The sequence below is a fragment of the Ruegeria sp. HKCCA5491 genome (genome assembly GCF_013034565.1).
GTDB lineage: Bacteria > Pseudomonadota > Alphaproteobacteria > Rhodobacterales > Rhodobacteraceae > Ruegeria.
This window is the reverse complement of sequence record NZ_WQGG01000017.1, coordinates 1-15,559: the sequence shown is the minus strand read 5'-3', so window position 1 is coordinate 15,559 and position 15,559 is coordinate 1. Positions and strand designations below refer to the sequence as shown.

Annotated in this window: 13 protein-coding genes; 11 read left to right on the top strand and 2 right to left on the bottom strand. The window is 54.8% G+C overall.

Annotated features, from left to right (window positions below; genetic code table 11):
- The first annotated feature begins 67 nt into the window (after positions 1-67).
- Positions 68-1,693 carry a bifunctional aspartate transaminase/aspartate 4-decarboxylase gene (locus tag GOV88_RS19305; RefSeq protein ID WP_171241421.1) on the top strand — a complete coding sequence of 542 codons (1,626 nt, stop codon included), beginning with the start codon at positions 68-70 and terminating at the stop codon, positions 1,691-1,693.
- A gap of 39 nt (positions 1,694-1,732) precedes the next feature.
- Positions 1,733-3,406, top strand: coding sequence for an aspartate:alanine exchanger family transporter (locus GOV88_RS19300; RefSeq protein ID WP_171124717.1), 1,674 nt, complete (start codon positions 1,733-1,735; stop codon positions 3,404-3,406).
- A 155-nt stretch (positions 3,407-3,561) separates the two neighbouring features.
- On the opposite strand, the gene GOV88_RS19295 is transcribed toward GOV88_RS19300, so the two are convergent.
- Entirely contained in the window at positions 3,562-4,620 is a 1,059-nt protein-coding gene (locus GOV88_RS19295) for a LacI family DNA-binding transcriptional regulator (protein WP_171124715.1), read from the bottom strand.
- Positions 4,621-4,801: 181 nt separating this feature from the next.
- Between GOV88_RS19295 and GOV88_RS19290 the strand changes: the two genes are divergently transcribed.
- The 7 genes from GOV88_RS19290 to GOV88_RS19260 all read left to right on the top strand — a co-directional run bounded on the left by GOV88_RS19290 (position 4,802) and on the right by GOV88_RS19260 (position 12,034).
- Positions 4,802-6,118 (top strand): ABC transporter substrate-binding protein, encoded by a 1,317-nt coding sequence (locus GOV88_RS19290; protein ID WP_171241420.1) that lies wholly within the window; start codon positions 4,802-4,804, stop codon positions 6,116-6,118.
- A 124-nt stretch (positions 6,119-6,242) separates the two neighbouring features.
- Complete coding sequence (locus GOV88_RS19285; RefSeq protein WP_171124711.1) at positions 6,243-7,190, top strand: carbohydrate ABC transporter permease; 948 nt, start codon at positions 6,243-6,245, stop codon at positions 7,188-7,190.
- A complete protein-coding gene (locus tag GOV88_RS19280; RefSeq protein ID WP_171124710.1) occupies positions 7,187-8,125 on the top strand; it encodes a carbohydrate ABC transporter permease in 939 nt (312 codons plus the stop codon). Before GOV88_RS19285 ends, GOV88_RS19280 begins: the two co-directional genes overlap by 4 nt.
- Positions 8,122-8,310, top strand: a complete 189-nt coding sequence (locus tag GOV88_RS19275) for a hypothetical protein (protein ID WP_170488331.1) — start codon at positions 8,122-8,124, stop codon at positions 8,308-8,310. The genes GOV88_RS19280 and GOV88_RS19275 overlap by 4 nt, the downstream gene beginning before the upstream one ends.
- A 4-nt stretch (positions 8,311-8,314) precedes the next feature.
- A complete protein-coding gene (locus GOV88_RS19270; protein WP_171124708.1) occupies positions 8,315-9,412 on the top strand; it encodes an ABC transporter ATP-binding protein in 1,098 nt (365 codons plus the stop codon).
- Positions 9,405-10,400 carry an ABC transporter ATP-binding protein gene (locus tag GOV88_RS19265; protein ID WP_171124706.1) on the top strand — a complete coding sequence of 332 codons (996 nt, stop codon included), beginning with the start codon at positions 9,405-9,407 and terminating at the stop codon, positions 10,398-10,400. The genes GOV88_RS19270 and GOV88_RS19265 overlap by 8 nt, the downstream gene beginning before the upstream one ends.
- An 11-nt stretch (positions 10,401-10,411) precedes the next feature.
- On the top strand, positions 10,412-12,034 hold the full coding sequence (locus tag GOV88_RS19260) for a dihydroxyacetone kinase subunit DhaK (protein ID WP_171241419.1): 1,623 nt from the start codon (positions 10,412-10,414) through the stop codon (positions 12,032-12,034).
- A gap of 50 nt (positions 12,035-12,084) precedes the next feature.
- Here the strand turns inward: GOV88_RS19260 and GOV88_RS19255 are convergent, their stop codons facing one another.
- On the bottom strand, positions 12,085-12,849 hold the full coding sequence (locus GOV88_RS19255; RefSeq protein WP_171241418.1) for a DeoR/GlpR family DNA-binding transcription regulator: 765 nt from the start codon (positions 12,847-12,849) through the stop codon (positions 12,085-12,087).
- A 179-nt stretch (positions 12,850-13,028) separates the two neighbouring features.
- Here GOV88_RS19255 and pyk point away from each other — a divergent pair, with 179 nt between their 5' ends.
- Both pyk and gap read left to right on the top strand, forming a co-directional pair.
- Complete coding sequence (pyk, locus tag GOV88_RS19250) at positions 13,029-14,477, top strand: pyruvate kinase (protein ID WP_171241417.1); 1,449 nt, start codon at positions 13,029-13,031, stop codon at positions 14,475-14,477.
- A 17-nt stretch (positions 14,478-14,494) separates the two neighbouring features.
- Positions 14,495-15,496 (top strand): type I glyceraldehyde-3-phosphate dehydrogenase, encoded by a 1,002-nt coding sequence (gene gap / locus GOV88_RS19245; protein ID WP_171241416.1) that lies wholly within the window; start codon positions 14,495-14,497, stop codon positions 15,494-15,496.
- The last annotated feature ends 63 nt before the right edge of the window (positions 15,497-15,559 follow it).

Sequence of the window (15,559 nt, the reverse complement as noted above, 5' to 3'; positions counted from 1 at the left end):
AGATGCCGTGACCCGTTTCTACTATCAAATTGTAATTTCTGATATTGATAAACATGGATAAGAACCGATGTCCGAAACTCTTGATTTACACAAGTTCGAAGATCTTAGCCCTTTTGAGATCAAAGACGAGCTCATCAAGCTGGCTCAGAAAGAGTCACGCGCCTCGACCCTACCGTATCTGAACGCTGGTCGGGGAAACCCAAACTGGATTGCAACCAAAGCGAGAGAAGTCTTTTTCTTTTTGGGGCAATTCGCGATTACCGAGGCGCAGCGTGACCGGAATGAACCACAAGTCGGGTTGGCCGGAATGCCACAAGGGCCGGGGTCTTATCATCGTTTGATGGCTTATTGTGCCAATGCGGAAAGTACTAGTCCTGCCGCGGCTACCTTGGCAAGTGTCGTGGATTTTGCAATTCAGAAGTTCGATTTTAATGCGGATGACTTTGTGCTGGAACTGACCGACAGCATCATTGGCGATCATTATCCTATGCCGGACCGCTGTCTCGTTCACAATGAACAGATTGTTCATGAATATTTGATGTGGGCAATGTGCGCGGGCCATCGCCCTGATGCCAAGTTTGACATCTATGCGGTCGAAGGAGGAACAGCCGCAATGTGCTACATCTTCAAAGCGTTGAAAAATCAACGGCTTTTGAACGCGGGCGATACGATCGCGTTGGGGACACCTATTTTTACGCCCTACCTCGAAATGCCAGAACTTGAAGACTATTCACTGAATGTCGTGCATGTCTCATCCGAGGAAGAAGATCACTTTCAATTGACGGATGAAGATCTGGAGTCGCTGGCAGATCCTAAGGTCAAAGCCCTATTTCTGGTGAATCCCGGAAATCCTTCGTCAGTCGCAATAAGCCCTGACGTATTGAAGCGATTGGTCAGTTTTGTAAAAACCCGTCGGCCAGATCTGTTCATTCTGACGGATGACGTGTACGGGACTTTTGTGCCAAACTTTGAATCCGTGATGGCGCATCTGCCTGAAAACACAATCGGGGTTTACTCATACTCCAAGTATTTCGGCTGCACGGGCTGGAGGTTGGGTACAATCCTCGTGGCCGAAGACAACATATTTGACAAAATGATCGCCGAGGCCCCGGCCGAGACTAAAGCGGTTGTCGAAGCGCGCTACAGAACCCTGACACCCGATCCCTCCACACTCAAATTCATAGACAGAATTGTTGCGGACAGCCGGGATGTTGCCCTGAATCACACGGCTGGCCTTTCACTTCCTCAGCAAGTGATGATGACGTTGTTTTCTCTGGTCGAGATGATGGACGAAGACAAGGCATATCAAGCCCTTTGCATGAGCATTCTTGAACATCGCTTCACTGAATTGGTCGAAGGTATGGGGATCGAAGTACCGGATAACCCCTTGTACGACAGATACTATGGAATAATTGATTTTGAGTTCTGGCTTCGGAAATATGTAGGAGAAGAAGTCGTGGATTGGATAAAAGAGAACGTCCACCCGCTCGACATTTCGTTCAAACTTGCGCAGGACCATGGGATTGTCCTTTTGAATGGATCGGGATTCGACGCGCCTAACTGGTCTGCACGTGTGTCCTTCGCAAATCTTGATGATGATGCATATCGGAAAATCGGGCGTGCGGTGCGTGCCGTTGCGACGGGATACGTGCAATCGTATCGCGCTTCAAAAGGTCTGCCGATTCACGGTTGAACTCGCATTACAGGATAGGGCCGAGGGACAGCCGTTTTCATGGAAGCAATCATTTCGATATTCAGAACTCACCCTGAATTGGCGCTGTTTTGCAGCCTGACCCTTGGTTACGCGATTGGAAAAGTTTCCTTCGGCTCTTTTACTGTTGGCTCAGTGGCGGGATGCCTGCTTGCTGGTGTCTTGGTCGGGCAGACCGGAGTGGTCGTGTCCGATGACTTGAAGCAGACATTTTTCCTGTTGTTTCTGTTTTCGATTGGCTATCGCACCGGGCCTCAGTTCTTTCGTTCCTTGAACCTGGGTGCCCTGCCTCAGATCGGGATTACCGTTTTATTATGCGCAATTGCGTTGCTGGTTGCGGTCCTTCTAGCGCCACTTATGGGTCTTTCGGTTGGTGTCGCGGCGGGGCTTTTGGCAGGTGGGGCGACTGAAAGTGCAACTTTGGGTGTGGCCATTGATGCATTTGCGAAAACAGGTGCTGACGCAGCAAGCCAGCAGATATTTGAAGCCGAAATCGCGACAGGTTTTGCGGTTGCATATTTTGTTGGTGTCATCGCCACGATTGTGTTCCACACGCAAATTGCACCGCGGTTTTATGGGCGATCTTTGCGGGACGCATGTGCTGAATATGAATCTGAACTGCAAGATGACGATGCCCCGTGGCATTCCGAGCATCGTGACTTTGAAGCGCGGGCCTATCGCATAAATCCTGACTTTGCAGGACATACCGTGGCCGAATTGGAAGCTCGGGTTCCGATCCACGTGCGGGCTTTCTTTGATCGCGTTCGCCGAGGCAACAAAATCCTGCCGACGTCACGGGACATGGTCCTGCAAAACGGAGATATCGCAGCGATCGCCGGGATGCGGTCCTATCTTATTGACCATGGTAGCCTTCTGGGGGAAGAGGTCGAAGACCCTGAACTTTTGGATCTTCCCGTTGAAACCAGCGACATTGTTGTAACTAACAAAGAGTTGGTCAACAAAACCCTAGGTGAACTTTCCGTCCGCCCCGAAGCCCGAACTATCTTTCTTCGTGGGATCATGCGCAGCGGTGAACGGCTACCGGTTTTTCGGGGTGTCCCATTGCACATGGGAGATGTCCTGACAGTTTCCGGTACGCGCAGCCATATTCAGGACGCAGCAAGCAAGTTGGGTTATCTGGACCGAGAAACAAGCAAAACGGACATGGTGTTTGTTGCGTTTTTTATCCTGTTGGGTGGTTTGATTGGGATTCCAGCCCTGCATTATGGCGCGGTCGAGCTTGGTCTGGGCACTTCGGTAGGGGTATTGTTGGGGGGGCTGGTCGCAGGTTGGTTGCGCTCGGTTCGCCGCACATTTGGATTTGTTCCCGAAGCCACGCTTTGGATATTCGATTCAGTTGGCCTGTGCGTCTTTGTGGCATGTGTGGGCATTACCTCGGGGACAAGTTTTGTGGCTGGTGTACTGGCAAGCGGCCCGTCCCTGATTTTTGGTGCGCTGGCAATCGTTTTTCTGGCGCATGGATCAGCGATTTTTGTGGGTCGTAAGATATTCAAAATCAACGAAGGGGTCCTGGCCGGAACATGTTGTGGGGCAGGGACATCCGCACCCGCTTTGGCAGCTGTACAAGAGGCCGCGCAGAGCCAAGTACCAACCCTTGGCTATGGGTTGGGTTATGCAGTTGGTAACGTCCTTCTCGCCCTATGGGGTTCAGTGATTGTCCTGCTATTGGTCTAGAGTCGAAAGCGTGGCACATCCAAGCAGTGTGCTGAACTAAACCAAAACCTCGCGCAAAACCGCAGTTTTGGAGAGCGAGAGCTTTTGAACAAGATTATGCGGATAATCGTTCGAATATAATTCGGCAGAATCAAACATCCGATCCTGCTGGCCGTCTATTGGGCGCTATAGCTTGCTGCAAATCCGTCGGGTATCAAATTTTCTTGGATGAGAATTTCAATGCGTATTTGCTCTTGCGACTGCATGATCTCACGGTTGTCGCACCTTGCGCGCAGCAACCGGACCGAGCTGCGTACCAGATGACCGGGATTTTGCGCGATGATTGCATCCACTTCTTTGTTCAATAGCGCGCTGCGTGTACGTTCCGTCAGCTCATGTGCAATTACGACCAGCTCACCGTGATCAGTTTTGCAATGCAGGGCATTCAGGGGTGAGCGCGCTTCGGAACTCATGATATACGCAGCGATAACGTCTTGATTGTTTCGCAACGTGTTCAGGACGATTTCTTGCGCCCGTGACTGATCACCATGCGTCTCAAGTGAGGGCAGCGCAATTAGATTTGGATAGTCCTGCTTGAGAACCTGATCGAACCCGTGACGCCGTTCCAGACTGTCACGTGCGTTCATGGTTTCTGAAACGACCATGACTTTTCCCTGCCGCCCGCAAATGAAACGGCCAATTAGGCGGGCCGCGGTTGCGCCCGCGGCGCGGTTGTCGATGCCAACGAAATCCATATCGGACATTTCAAGCTGACCGGATATGAGGTGCACAACCTGAACGCCTTTTTCTTGAAGCCGGATGGCGGCATCCCGCACCTGAGGTGATTCAGGCGCCATCAACGCAATCCCGTCGACCTTATCAGGCGACAGCTTCAGCAATGTGCGTGCGATCAGATGCGGATCGGCCTGCGAAATTTCCTGATGCGAAATCTCGATCCCTTCGGCCGCAAGGCCTCGGTCGGTTTCGGAAATGCGTTCGCGCAGTTCTGAAATAAACAAATCCCCGCGGCGCGGAAGCATGAACCGAAACCTGTACCTCTTGCTTTTGGCCAGATTGGCAGCGGACAGGTTGCGCACAAAGCCGATCTTATCGATTGCTTCATTCACCGCCTTCACGGTTTTCTTGCGCACGCCCGGGCGATTGTTCAGGACGCGATCCACAGTGGCCAGACTGACACCGGCAGCTTTGGCGAGGTCTTTGGTTGTTGGTCGCATCGAGTCGGTTTCTATCCTTTGGTGTTCAAAAATATTTGCCCAGTTTCAAGGCACATGCAAGCAAAATGAGGCACGTACCTCAGAAAAAGCTTGATCTGAGGTACGTGCCTCATTTACGACTATTCCATCAATGAGTCGCCGTCAGAGGAGTCGGCGCCAAACAAATGGGAGGAGCTTTCTGATGAAGACGCAGCTTAAACTTTCTGTTGCAACTGCCGCGGTGATGGCCGTTTCCGGCGCCGCCAGCGCCGAGGACCTGACCCTGTGCTGGGCATCCTGGGATCCGGCCAATGCGCTGATCGAACTGAGCAAGGACTTCGAGGAAAAGTCCGGCCACACCATGAATTTCGAATTCGTGCCATGGCCTAACTTTGCAGACCGGATGCTGAACGAACTGAACTCGGGCGGTAAACTATGTGATCTGATGATTGGTGACAGTCAGTGGATCGGGGGCGGCGCCGAAAATGGGCACTATGTCAAACTGAACGATTTCTTCGATGCCGAAGGCATCACAATGGATGACTTCATCCCGGCAACCGTGACAGGTTACGCGGAATGGCCGAAGAATACCCCCAACTATTGGGCGCTGCCAGCGTTCGGAGATGTTGTCGGCTGGACCTATCGCAAGGATTGGTTCGAACGCCCCGAACTGCAGGCTGAGTTCAAGGAAAAGTACGGCCGGGATCTGGCTGTCCCGAACTCTTTGGACGAGTTGAAAGACATCGCTCAGTTCTTCCAAGGCCGCGATATTGACGGAACGACGGTCTACGGCGCCGCGATCTATACCGAGCGCGGGTCCGAAGGCATCACGATGGGTGTGACCAACGCGCTGTACAACTATGGGTTCGAATATGGTAACCCCGACAGCCCGTATGAACTGGATGGCTTCGTCAATTCTGAAGATGCGGTCGCTGGTCTGGAGTTCTACAAGGACCTCTATGATACCGCCACACCGCCGGGATCTTCGAACTGGTACATGGGTGAAAACATCGACGCTTATAAGTCCGGTCAGGTCGCATTGCAGATGAACTTTGCCTTCATCTGGCCGGGTGTTGAGGCTGACGCGAATGTGGGCGGCGGCAAGTCTGGTTACTTCCCGAACCCCGCAGGTCCGAGCGGGCAGTTTGCCCAATTGGGCGGGCAGGGGATTTCTGTTGTCTCTTATTCCGACAAACAGGATGCTGCACTGGAATACATCAAGTGGTTCGCACAGCCTGAAATTCAGTCTCGCTGGTGGGAACTGGGTGGCTATTCCGCGCTGAAGGCGGTCGTCGAAGACCCTGGTTTTGCAACCAGCCAGCCCTATGCGCAGACCTTCCTCGATTCGATGGCGATCGTTAAGGATTTCTGGGCGGAGCCAGCTTATGCCGAACTGCTTCTGGCCATGCAGCAACGTGTGCATGACTATGTGATTGCGGGCAATGGCACGGCCGAGGAAGCCTTGAATGGTCTGGTCGACGATTGGACCGAGACTTTCGAAGACGAAGGCAAAATCTAAGCGTAAATCTTGTCGGACAATCCCGTTTTGCCCGGCGCTCCCTCTCCGGATTGGCAAAATGCTAATCCGGAGCACTCCGCCACCTTCGAAGACAGCGTCGCTGTCGCCGATGAAGGATCAAACAATGATACACACACCGATGGATAAAATCGCCAAAGCGACACCCGAGCCGATGGCTCGGAAAGTGCGCGGGCTGTCAGATCGAACCATCGCCTGGATTTTCGTCGCGCCGTCCATTTTCCTGCTGTTGGCCGTCAACATCTTTCCGCTGATCTGGACCATCCGGCTGAGCTTTACCAACTACAAGGTGAACAGGCCCAACCGTGAAATCGATTTCGTCGGTCTGCGCAACTACGAACGTATCCTGACCGATAGTGACACATGGATGACGATGCAGGCCACGGCGCATTTCCTGATCTGGACCATCGTTCTGCAGGTTCTGATCGGCTTTGCACTGGCCTATTTGCTGAACATGAAATTCAAGGGCAATGATATGTGGACCACGATCATCGTGTTCCCCATGATGTTAAGCCCGGCCGTTGTAGGTAATTTCTGGACTTTCCTCTATCAGCCGCAAATCGGCCTGTTCAATTATGTAGTGACGTTTTTTACCGGTGGTGATCCATCCAGTTTTTCTATGATCGGCGATGTTCATTTGGCGCCTTGGGCCATTGTAATCGCCGATACCTGGATGTGGACGCCATTTGTGATGCTGATCTGTCTGGCGGGTCTGCGTTCAATCCCGGATTCGATCTATGAAGCCGCCGAATGTGACCGCGCCAGCAAGTGGCGGCAGTTCTGGACGATCACCATTCCGATGGCGCTGCCCTTCCTGATGCTGGCCGTGTTGTTCCGCGGCATCGAGAACTTCAAGATGTTCGACCTTGTGGTGCAGCTGACCGGCGGTGGTCCGGGCAATACGACCACGCTGACCTCGATCGACCTGAAACGCGAAGCGTTCGAGAAATGGCGCACCGGCTATTCCTCGGCCTATGCGGTCATCCTGTTCGTCACCGTCTTTGGGCTGGCTTCGATCTACGTCAAAGCCCTGAACAAGGTAAAAGAAAGATGAGCTTTTCTGTTACAGAGCCGTCCAACCGGACGAAGTGGGTCGCTGGTACCGCTGTGGTACTGTATGCGGTCATCACGATCCTGCCGCTGATGTGGATCATCGCCACCGGGTTTAAGTCGCCTGCCGACTCGATCTCTTATCCGCCCAAAATCCTATTCGAGCCGACGCTGGAAGGCTACGTCAACCTGTTCACGCAGCGCACGCGCCTGAATGAAGAAGACCTGGCTGCGCTGCCCCCGCCAGAGACATGGTATGATGAAATGGTTCGCGAACAGGGGCAGGTTATCACTGGCGCGTCGCGCTATGGCGAGCGTTTCATGAACTCGGTCATCATTGGGTTCGGCTCGACCTTTCTGTGTATGGTGCTGGGCACCGCTGCGGCCTATGCGTTCAGCCGGTTCCGGGTGCCACTCAAGGATGATTTGCTGTTCTTCATCCTGTCGACCCGGATGATGCCGCCGATTGCGGTGGCGATCCCAATTTTTCTGATGTTCCGGCAACTAGGGTTGAACGACACGCATCTGGGTATGATCCTGCTGTATACGGCCGTGAACCTCTCCCTGTCGGTCTGGTTGCTGAAAGGGTTCATCGACGAGATCCCGGTGGAATATGAAGAGGCCGCATTGATCGACGGATACACCCGCTTTCAGGCCTTCTACAAAGTGGTGCTGCCGCAGGCCGCGACGGGCATCGCCTCAACCGCGATTTTCTGCCTGATCTTTGCGTGGAACGAATACGCCTTTGCTGTTCTGCTGACCTCGGGCACCGCACAAACCGCACCGCCCTTCATCCCGACCATCATCGGTGTTGGCGGCAAGGACTGGCCCGCCGTGGCCGCCGGGGCGACGATCTTCTTAGTTCCGGTCATGGTCTTCACCATTCTTCTGCGCAAGCATCTGCTGCGCGGCATCACATTCGGAGCGGTACGCAAATGACAAGCTTTATCAATGGCCTGCTGCGGCTGCGCCGTGGCCCTTGGGAAATGGTGGCCTCCATCCTTATCGCGTTGGGTGTGATCATGCTGATGCAGCCCTTTGTGCTGGCCCTGTTCACCTATTCCTTCATTGTCACGCTGATTGGCACGGTGATGTTCATCATCGTCAGCCACTTCCCGGAGTAAGAACATGGCACAGATCAGAATCGAAAACGTGCGCAAGGAATTCGGGACGTTTACCGCCGTGCAGTCGTCGAGTTTCACCATCGAAGATGGCGAGTTCTTCATGCTGCTTGGCCCCTCGGGCTGCGGCAAGACCACGACGTTGCGTATGATGGCCGGGCTTGAGCTGCCCACCAGCGGCGAGATTTACATCGACGGTGAAGAGGTGGGTATGAAGCCTGCCAGCCAGCGCGATATCGCCTTTGTGTTCCAGATGTTCGCGCTCTACCCGCATATGAATGTCGGCAAGAACATCAGCTATCCCCTGCTGAGCCAAGGGATGCCCAAGGCGCAGGTCAAAAAGAAGGTGGACGAGGTCGCCCAGATTCTGGGGATCACCGATATTCTGAAGAAACCTGTTGGCGGGTTGTCAGGAGGCGACCGTCAGCGCGTCGCCTTGGGGCGCGCCATTGTGCGGGACCCCAAAGCGTTCTTCATGGACGAGCCGCTGGGTGCGCTGGATGCAGAATTTCGCGAGCATATGTCCGAAGAATTGCGTGCCTTGCATGACCGGATGGGGGCAACCACGGTTTACGTGACCCACGACCAGCTAGAGGCGATGCAGATGGGCGACAAGATCGTCGTCATGAACCACGGCGTTGTCGAACAATTTGGAGTGCCGCAAGATATCTATGACTGGCCCGCTACGATGTTCGTGGCCAGTTTCATCGGTTCACCTTCCATGAACTTCCTGAATTTTCATGGCATTGTTGGCAGCGGCACTCACTCGGTCGATCTGGGCGACAGTCAAATTCGCATCCCCGAACAGCATGGCGGCGCGCGTGGCGATCTGGCGCTTGGTGTGCGACCTGAACATGTGCATCTGGATGACAGTTCCAGCTATCGCGGCGAAGTGACGGCGACGGAATACCTTGGCACCACTCAGATCGTGACACTGAACACCCCGAATGGCGAGATCAAGGCGCGCATCCCATCCAGCGATCGCGTTCATGTGGGCGAAAAAACGGGCCTGCACTTTGATGAGCGTACAATCACGGTGTTCGAAACGGAAAAGGGCAGGGCATTGTTGTCCGCAGGAAACGAAGGAGTTCTGAACCATGGCTGAGGTTGAGCTTCGCAATGTGACAAAAAGCTTTGGCGACATGGTCGCTTTGGACAACATATCCATGACGATCCCGGATGGGGCTTTTGTCGTCCTTCTTGGGCCAACCGGGGCCGGCAAGACAACGACGCTGCGCATGGTGTCCGGGCTGGACAAGCCGGATGAGGGTGACGTCCTGATGAATGGCCAAACCCTGACCGGATTGACCCCGGCTCAGCGCAACGTCGCCATGGTGTTTCAGCAATACTCGCTGTACCCGCATCTGACAGTCTATGAAAATCTGGCCTTCCCGCTGCGGTCCCCTTTGCTGAAGACGCCCGAGGACGAGATTAGGATCAAAGTGCAGCGCGTCGCTGAGACATTGCAGATCGCGCACAAACTTGAAAACAAGGCGACCGCCTTGTCTGGCGGGGAAATGCAGCGTGTTTCGATTGGTCGTGCCTTGGTGCGAAATCCCGAAGTCTATCTGATGGACGAACCCCTCAGCTCATTGGATGCCAAGCTGCGCGCTGATCTGCGGGTTGAGCTGAAGAGCATTCAGGCGGATAGTGGCGCGACGCTACTGTATGTGACACACGATCAGGTCGAGGCGATGACCATGGCGACCCATGTGGGTGTTCTGGATAATGGAAAGCTGATCCAGTTTGGCACGCCGCGGGAAATCTACGAAGCCCCAGTCAGCATCTATGCGGCCAGCCGCCTTGGCCAGCCCCGGATCAACATTCTGCCTGCCGATATCTTTGGTCACGCCCCAAGCGGTGCCAAGTCCATCGGCCTGCGCCCAGAACAGATCGGACAGGGGGACGGGCAGGACAGTCTTGTTACGCGGGTCGAACATCTGGGCGATCAGACCAGATTACATCTGTCTTTCAGGGATCATGATCTGATTACTGTAACCGACGCACACACCTCGCTCAAAAGCGGCGATATCGTCAAGATCGCTCCGAACAACCCGTTTTTCTTCGACGCCGAAGGCGTCCGGATTCAGTAAAAGAGGCTGAAATGACCCATTTTATCAATAGAAAAGAAGACATCGTTGCAGAAGCCGTTGACGGCGTGATCGCAACATCGGGTGGTCGCCTTGCCCGGCTGGACGGTTATCCACATATCAGGGTGGTGGTGCGCACGGACTGGGACAAGTCGAAGGTTGCGCTGGTGTCTGGCGGGGGGTCGGGTCACGAGCCCGCGCACGCCGGGTTCGTTGGCGAAGGTATGTTGACCGCCGCGGTGTGTGGTGACGTATTTGCCTCACCTTCTGTCGACGCGGTTCTGGCCGGGATTTTGGCTGTGACCGGACCGGCAGGTTGCTTGCTTATCGTCAAGAACTACACCGGCGATCGCCTGAACTTTGGCCTTGCGGCTGAACGTGCGCGCGCCTTTGGACTCAATGTGAATATGGTCATCGTGGATGATGACGTCGCGCTGCCTGATCTGCCCCAGGCACGCGGTGTTGCGGGGACGCTGTTCGTGCATAAAATCGCCGGTGCATTGGCCGAGAATGGCGCTGACCTCGATGCGGTGGCAACCGCAGCCGAGCGCGTTATTGCTGGCACATCGTCCATCGGTATGTCGCTTGACACCTGTACGGTGCCCGGCGCACCGAAAGAAGATCGCATTCCAAGCGGTAAGGCTGAACTGGGCCTCGGTATCCATGGTGAGGCCGGGATTGATCAGGTTGAATACTCGGATGCTAAATCCGCCATTGCCATGATGGTTGAAAAGCTGGGTGCAAAGATGGACCCTGACCAGCGCTATGTTGCTTTGTTGAATAACCTTGGCGGGGCTTCCGTTCTGGAAATGTCTATTCTGGCGCATGAGCTCAAGCATTCGTCGATCGGGCAGCAGATTAGCCATATCGTTGGACCTGCGGCGTTGATGACTTCTCTTGAAATGCGCGGATTTTCGATCTCGGTCTATCCTGCGCCGACCGAGGATCTGATGGCATTGCAGGCCAAAACGCACCTGAGCGCATGGCCCGGTGTAAACGCATTGGTCGACGTTCCCGTGCTTGAACTGCCCGATGGCCTGAAGCCAATTAAGCCTCTGGCCTCAGATCATGCCGAGACGCGTTCGTTCCTGATAAGATGCTGCGAGATATTGATAGCGGCCGAGGCTGACCTGAACGCGCTGGATGCCAAGTCCGGCGATGGTGACACAGGCTCGACGCTTGCAGGCGCGGCACGTGCCCTGATCGCAGCGATGGACAAGCTGCCTTTGGCGGATCACACGCAACTGTACCGCGCAATCGGCCAAGAGCTGAGTCAGACTATGGGCGGGTCTTCAGGCGTTTTGCTCGCCATTTTCTTTGCGGCGGCGGGGGATGCGGTATCAAGTGGTGAAACGATGCAGAAGGCGTTGCACGTTGGTTTGAAGCGGATGCAGGATATTGGCGGTGCTCAACCCGGTGACCGGACAATGATTGATGCATTGAAACCGGCTCTGGACAAGCTGGAAGGCGGATTGCCCGATGCAGCAGTTGCCGCGCGAGCTGGGGCTGACAAAACGGCAACGATGTTGCGGGCCCGAGCTGGTCGCGCATCATATATCAACGCAGAACAACTGCGGGGACATGTCGATCCTGGTGCCGAAGCTGTCGCGCGGCTTTTTGAACGATTGGCCAGCTAACTACGACCGCAAGCGGTCGCAGGGCGCCACCTTGGCCTTGCGACCGCGCCTCAGGGTTGCGCGACGTTGATGGATGTGCCGAGTTCGCGCGCCTTCTGCATCATACCGTCCGGCAACGGTGCATCGGTGAAAAGGATATCGGTATCGGCAAGATTCCCAATCCGCCCAGGGGCTGACCGCAGCATTTTTGAGCTATCGGCAACCACAAAAGTCGACTTTGACTGTCGTATGATGGACTTCGTCGCGCGCACTTCCTGAAAATCGAAATCCAGCAGATCCAAGTCTGCGTCAATTCCGGCGCAGCTTATGATTGAATGGTCGAATTTGAACAAATCCACAACCTGTGTTGTCAGGTTGCCAAGTAGACCACCGTCTGTGCGCCGCAACGAACCACCTGCGACAACAATTTCGATATCCGGGTTCACCGCAAGGATATTGGCGGTGTTCAGGCTGTTGGTGACAACCAACAGGTCTTTGTGGGCCAGCAACTCATGGGCAACAGCTTCGGTGGTGGTTCCGATGTTTATGAAAACGGTTGCGCCGTTTGGAATGCTGCCGGCGCATTCTCGGCCAATTCTTGCCTTGCCTTCAGTATTTCGGCTGCGGCGCTGCACATAGTCGAGATTTCCCGCCCCCGAAGACACGACAGCGCCCCCGTGAACGCGTTCCAGTTGGCCGGTATCAGATAGCTGCGCAAGGTCTCGGCGGATGGTCTGCTCGGCGACCCCAAAGCGTCGGGCAAGATCTTCGACCCGGATCGTTCCTTCGATTTGAGCGATGTGCAGAATCTCAGATTTTCTGTTCTTGCCGAGCATGTTTTGATCCTTTGCGCTCAAAAATAGATGTGCGGTTTTTGTGTGGTTTTCAAGATAATTCGAAATTATCGAACATAATTGCCAAAAAAGAACGCCTGAATGCGCGAAAATGTTGACTTTTGGCTTGAATGATGATTGTTAGCGATAACAAATGAAAATGGTTCAGGGGCAAGGTCCGAATGATCCGAAACAGAAACATCAAAGTTGTGGCGACGCTTGGTCCAGCCTCAAGCAGCTATGAAACCATCCGTGCCCTAAAAACCGAAGGGGCGGATGTGTTCCGCCTCAACATGAGCCACGGACGGCACGATGATATCGCCCGGTTGCATGCCACGATCCGCAAGGTTGAGGCGGATATGAACGCGCCCATTTGTATTCTGGCAGACCTTCAGGGCCCCAAGCTGCGCTGCGGCCTGTTCGAAGGCGGTGGTGCGCTGTTGGTCGATGGGCAGAGCTTTCGGTTTGATCTGGAGGGCACCGCGGGAAATCAAAATCGTGTTCAGTTGCCGCATCCGGAAATCTTCCGGGCTCTGACCCCGGGTGCAACGCTACTGGTCAATGACGGTCTCATTCGCATGTCTGTGATTGATTGCTCAGACCAACATGCCGAGTGTCGCGTTATGGTAGGCGGGCGTATTTCCGACCGCAAAGGCGTGAATGTCCCTGATGTCGTGCTTCCTTTGGCTGCGTTGTCCGACAAGGACCGGGCAGATCTTGAGTTTGTGTGCGAGCTTGGTGTCGAATGGCTTGCCTTGTCATTTGTGCAAAGGCCCGAAGACATCGAAGACGCGCGCAAACTGGCAAAAGGCCGGGCGCGTATTTTGAGCAAGATTGAAAAACCGGCGGCGGTAAACTGTTTTCCTGCAATTCTGGATGCGTCGGATGCGATCATGGTGGCGCGTGGCGACCTGGGTGTGGAACTGCCCATCCAAAAGGTTCCGGCAATCCAAAAGCAGCTGGTGCGGGGGTGCCGCGCGGCCGGGAAGCCTGTGATTGTCGCAACTCAGATGCTGGAAAGCATGACCGGCAGCCCTGTGCCCACCCGCGCTGAAGTGTCCGATGTCGCTTCGGCCATTTATGACGGTGCCGATGCGGTCATGTTGTCGGCAGAATCCGCAGCGGGACAATTTCCGGTCGATGCAGTTCAGATGATGAACGCTATAGCCGAGGAAACGGAACAGGATCCCGGTTACCTTGAAGCGATCGAAGCAGCACGCACCCCCTGCAAGAGCACGGTGTCCGAGGCGATTACATCTGCGGCTCGGGAAATCGCTGAGACGACCGCGCTGAAGACGATCTGTTGTTACACCATGTCCGGCTCGACGGCCACGTTGGCCGCACGGGAACGCCCGCGCGTGCCTATTCTGGCGCTGACCCCCGATCCGTCCGTCGCCAGAAGGCTGGGCCTGGTTTGGGGTCTATCCTGTGCTCCGGTCGATCCCGCCATCCGTTTCAAGGGCGCGGTAAAAGCGGCAGTCTGCGCCGCGCGGGATATGGGGCTGGCCGGTCAGGATGACCGCATCGCGGTTACGGCGGGCATTCCTTTCAACACTGCAGGCACCACGAACATCCTGCGCGTCGTGTCGATGTCAGAATCCCTTGATGCGCAATCCGAAGCGGCATTCTAAATTTTTGGAGAAGTAAAATGACGGTAAAAGTAGCAATCAACGGGTTTGGTCGCATCGGTCGCAGTGTCCTAAGATCTTTGGTTGAGGCAGGGCGGAACGATGTCGCCGTGGTGGCCATCAATGATCTTGGTCCGATTGAGACGAACGCGCATTTGTTGAAATACGACAGCGTTCATGGGCGACTGGATACAGATATTCAGGTTGATGGAAACACTTTGCTTGTTGGTGGGCGCGAAATACGCGTCAGTGCAGAGCGCGACCCCGCAAAGCTGGCTTGGCAGGATGTCGACGTCGCACTTGAATGCACCGGTCTGTTTACAAAACGCGAAAGCGCCATTCAGCACGTGAGCAATGGGTCAAAGAAAGTTTTGATTTCCGCCCCGGCTTCGGGTGCTGACAAGACGATCGCTTATGGCGTGAACCACAAAAGTCTGACAGGCAACGAGATCGTTGTGTCGAATGCAAGTTGTACAACCAACTGCCTGTCTCCGGTTGCCAAGGTGCTGGACGACGCCTTTGGGATTGAAACCGGTTACATGACCACAGTGCATTCTTACACAGGTGATCAACCTACCCTGGATACGATGCACAAAGACCTCTACCGCGCCCGAGCGGCCGCGATGTCGATGATCCCGACCTCGACAGGAGCGGCCCGTGCTGTCGGTGAGGTTCTTCCCCAGCTCAAAGGGAAATTGGACGGTTCTGCCATCCGGGTGCCGACACCGAATGTTTCGGCTGTCGATTTTTGCTTTATGCCGAAACAAGACGTAACCGTGGATCAGATCAACGACGCAATTCGCGCCGCAGCAGACGGCGAAATGCGTGGGGTACTGGCGGTGACAGATGAGCCGTTGGTTTCCGCAGACTTCAATCACGACCCCCATTCGTCGATCTTTGCCACCCAGCAGACCCGTCTGACCGAGGGTGGAATGGTTCGGATTCTGAGCTGGTACGACAATGAATGGGGTTTCTCCAATCGAATGCTGGACACCGCCCGCGTGATGGCAACCAAAGTCTGAGGGCCACATAATGAGCACAATCATCGACATCCACGCCCGTGAAATTCTTGACAGTCGGGGCAA

Bases quoted from the DNA above. Each gene is read 5' to 3' on its own strand.
- GOV88_RS19305 (WP_171241421.1), top strand. From the start codon at position 68: ATGTCCGAAACTCTTGATTTACACAAGTTCGAAGATCTTAGCCCTTTT.
- GOV88_RS19300 (WP_171124717.1), top strand. From the start codon at position 1,733: ATGGAAGCAATCATTTCGATATTCAGAACTCACCCTGAATTGGCGCTG.
- GOV88_RS19295 (WP_171124715.1), bottom strand. From the start codon at position 4,620: ATGCGACCAACAACCAAAGACCTCGCCAAAGCTGCCGGTGTCAGTCTG.
- GOV88_RS19290 (WP_171241420.1), top strand. From the start codon at position 4,802: ATGAAGACGCAGCTTAAACTTTCTGTTGCAACTGCCGCGGTGATGGCC.
- GOV88_RS19285 (WP_171124711.1), top strand. From the start codon at position 6,243: ATGATACACACACCGATGGATAAAATCGCCAAAGCGACACCCGAGCCG.
- GOV88_RS19280 (WP_171124710.1), top strand. From the start codon at position 7,187: ATGAGCTTTTCTGTTACAGAGCCGTCCAACCGGACGAAGTGGGTCGCT.
- GOV88_RS19275 (WP_170488331.1), top strand. From the start codon at position 8,122: ATGACAAGCTTTATCAATGGCCTGCTGCGGCTGCGCCGTGGCCCTTGG.
- GOV88_RS19270 (WP_171124708.1), top strand. From the start codon at position 8,315: ATGGCACAGATCAGAATCGAAAACGTGCGCAAGGAATTCGGGACGTTT.
- GOV88_RS19265 (WP_171124706.1), top strand. From the start codon at position 9,405: ATGGCTGAGGTTGAGCTTCGCAATGTGACAAAAAGCTTTGGCGACATG.
- GOV88_RS19260 (WP_171241419.1), top strand. From the start codon at position 10,412: ATGACCCATTTTATCAATAGAAAAGAAGACATCGTTGCAGAAGCCGTT.
- GOV88_RS19255 (WP_171241418.1), bottom strand. From the start codon at position 12,849: ATGCTCGGCAAGAACAGAAAATCTGAGATTCTGCACATCGCTCAAATC.
- pyk (WP_171241417.1), top strand. From the start codon at position 13,029: ATGATCCGAAACAGAAACATCAAAGTTGTGGCGACGCTTGGTCCAGCC.
- gap (WP_171241416.1), top strand. From the start codon at position 14,495: ATGACGGTAAAAGTAGCAATCAACGGGTTTGGTCGCATCGGTCGCAGT.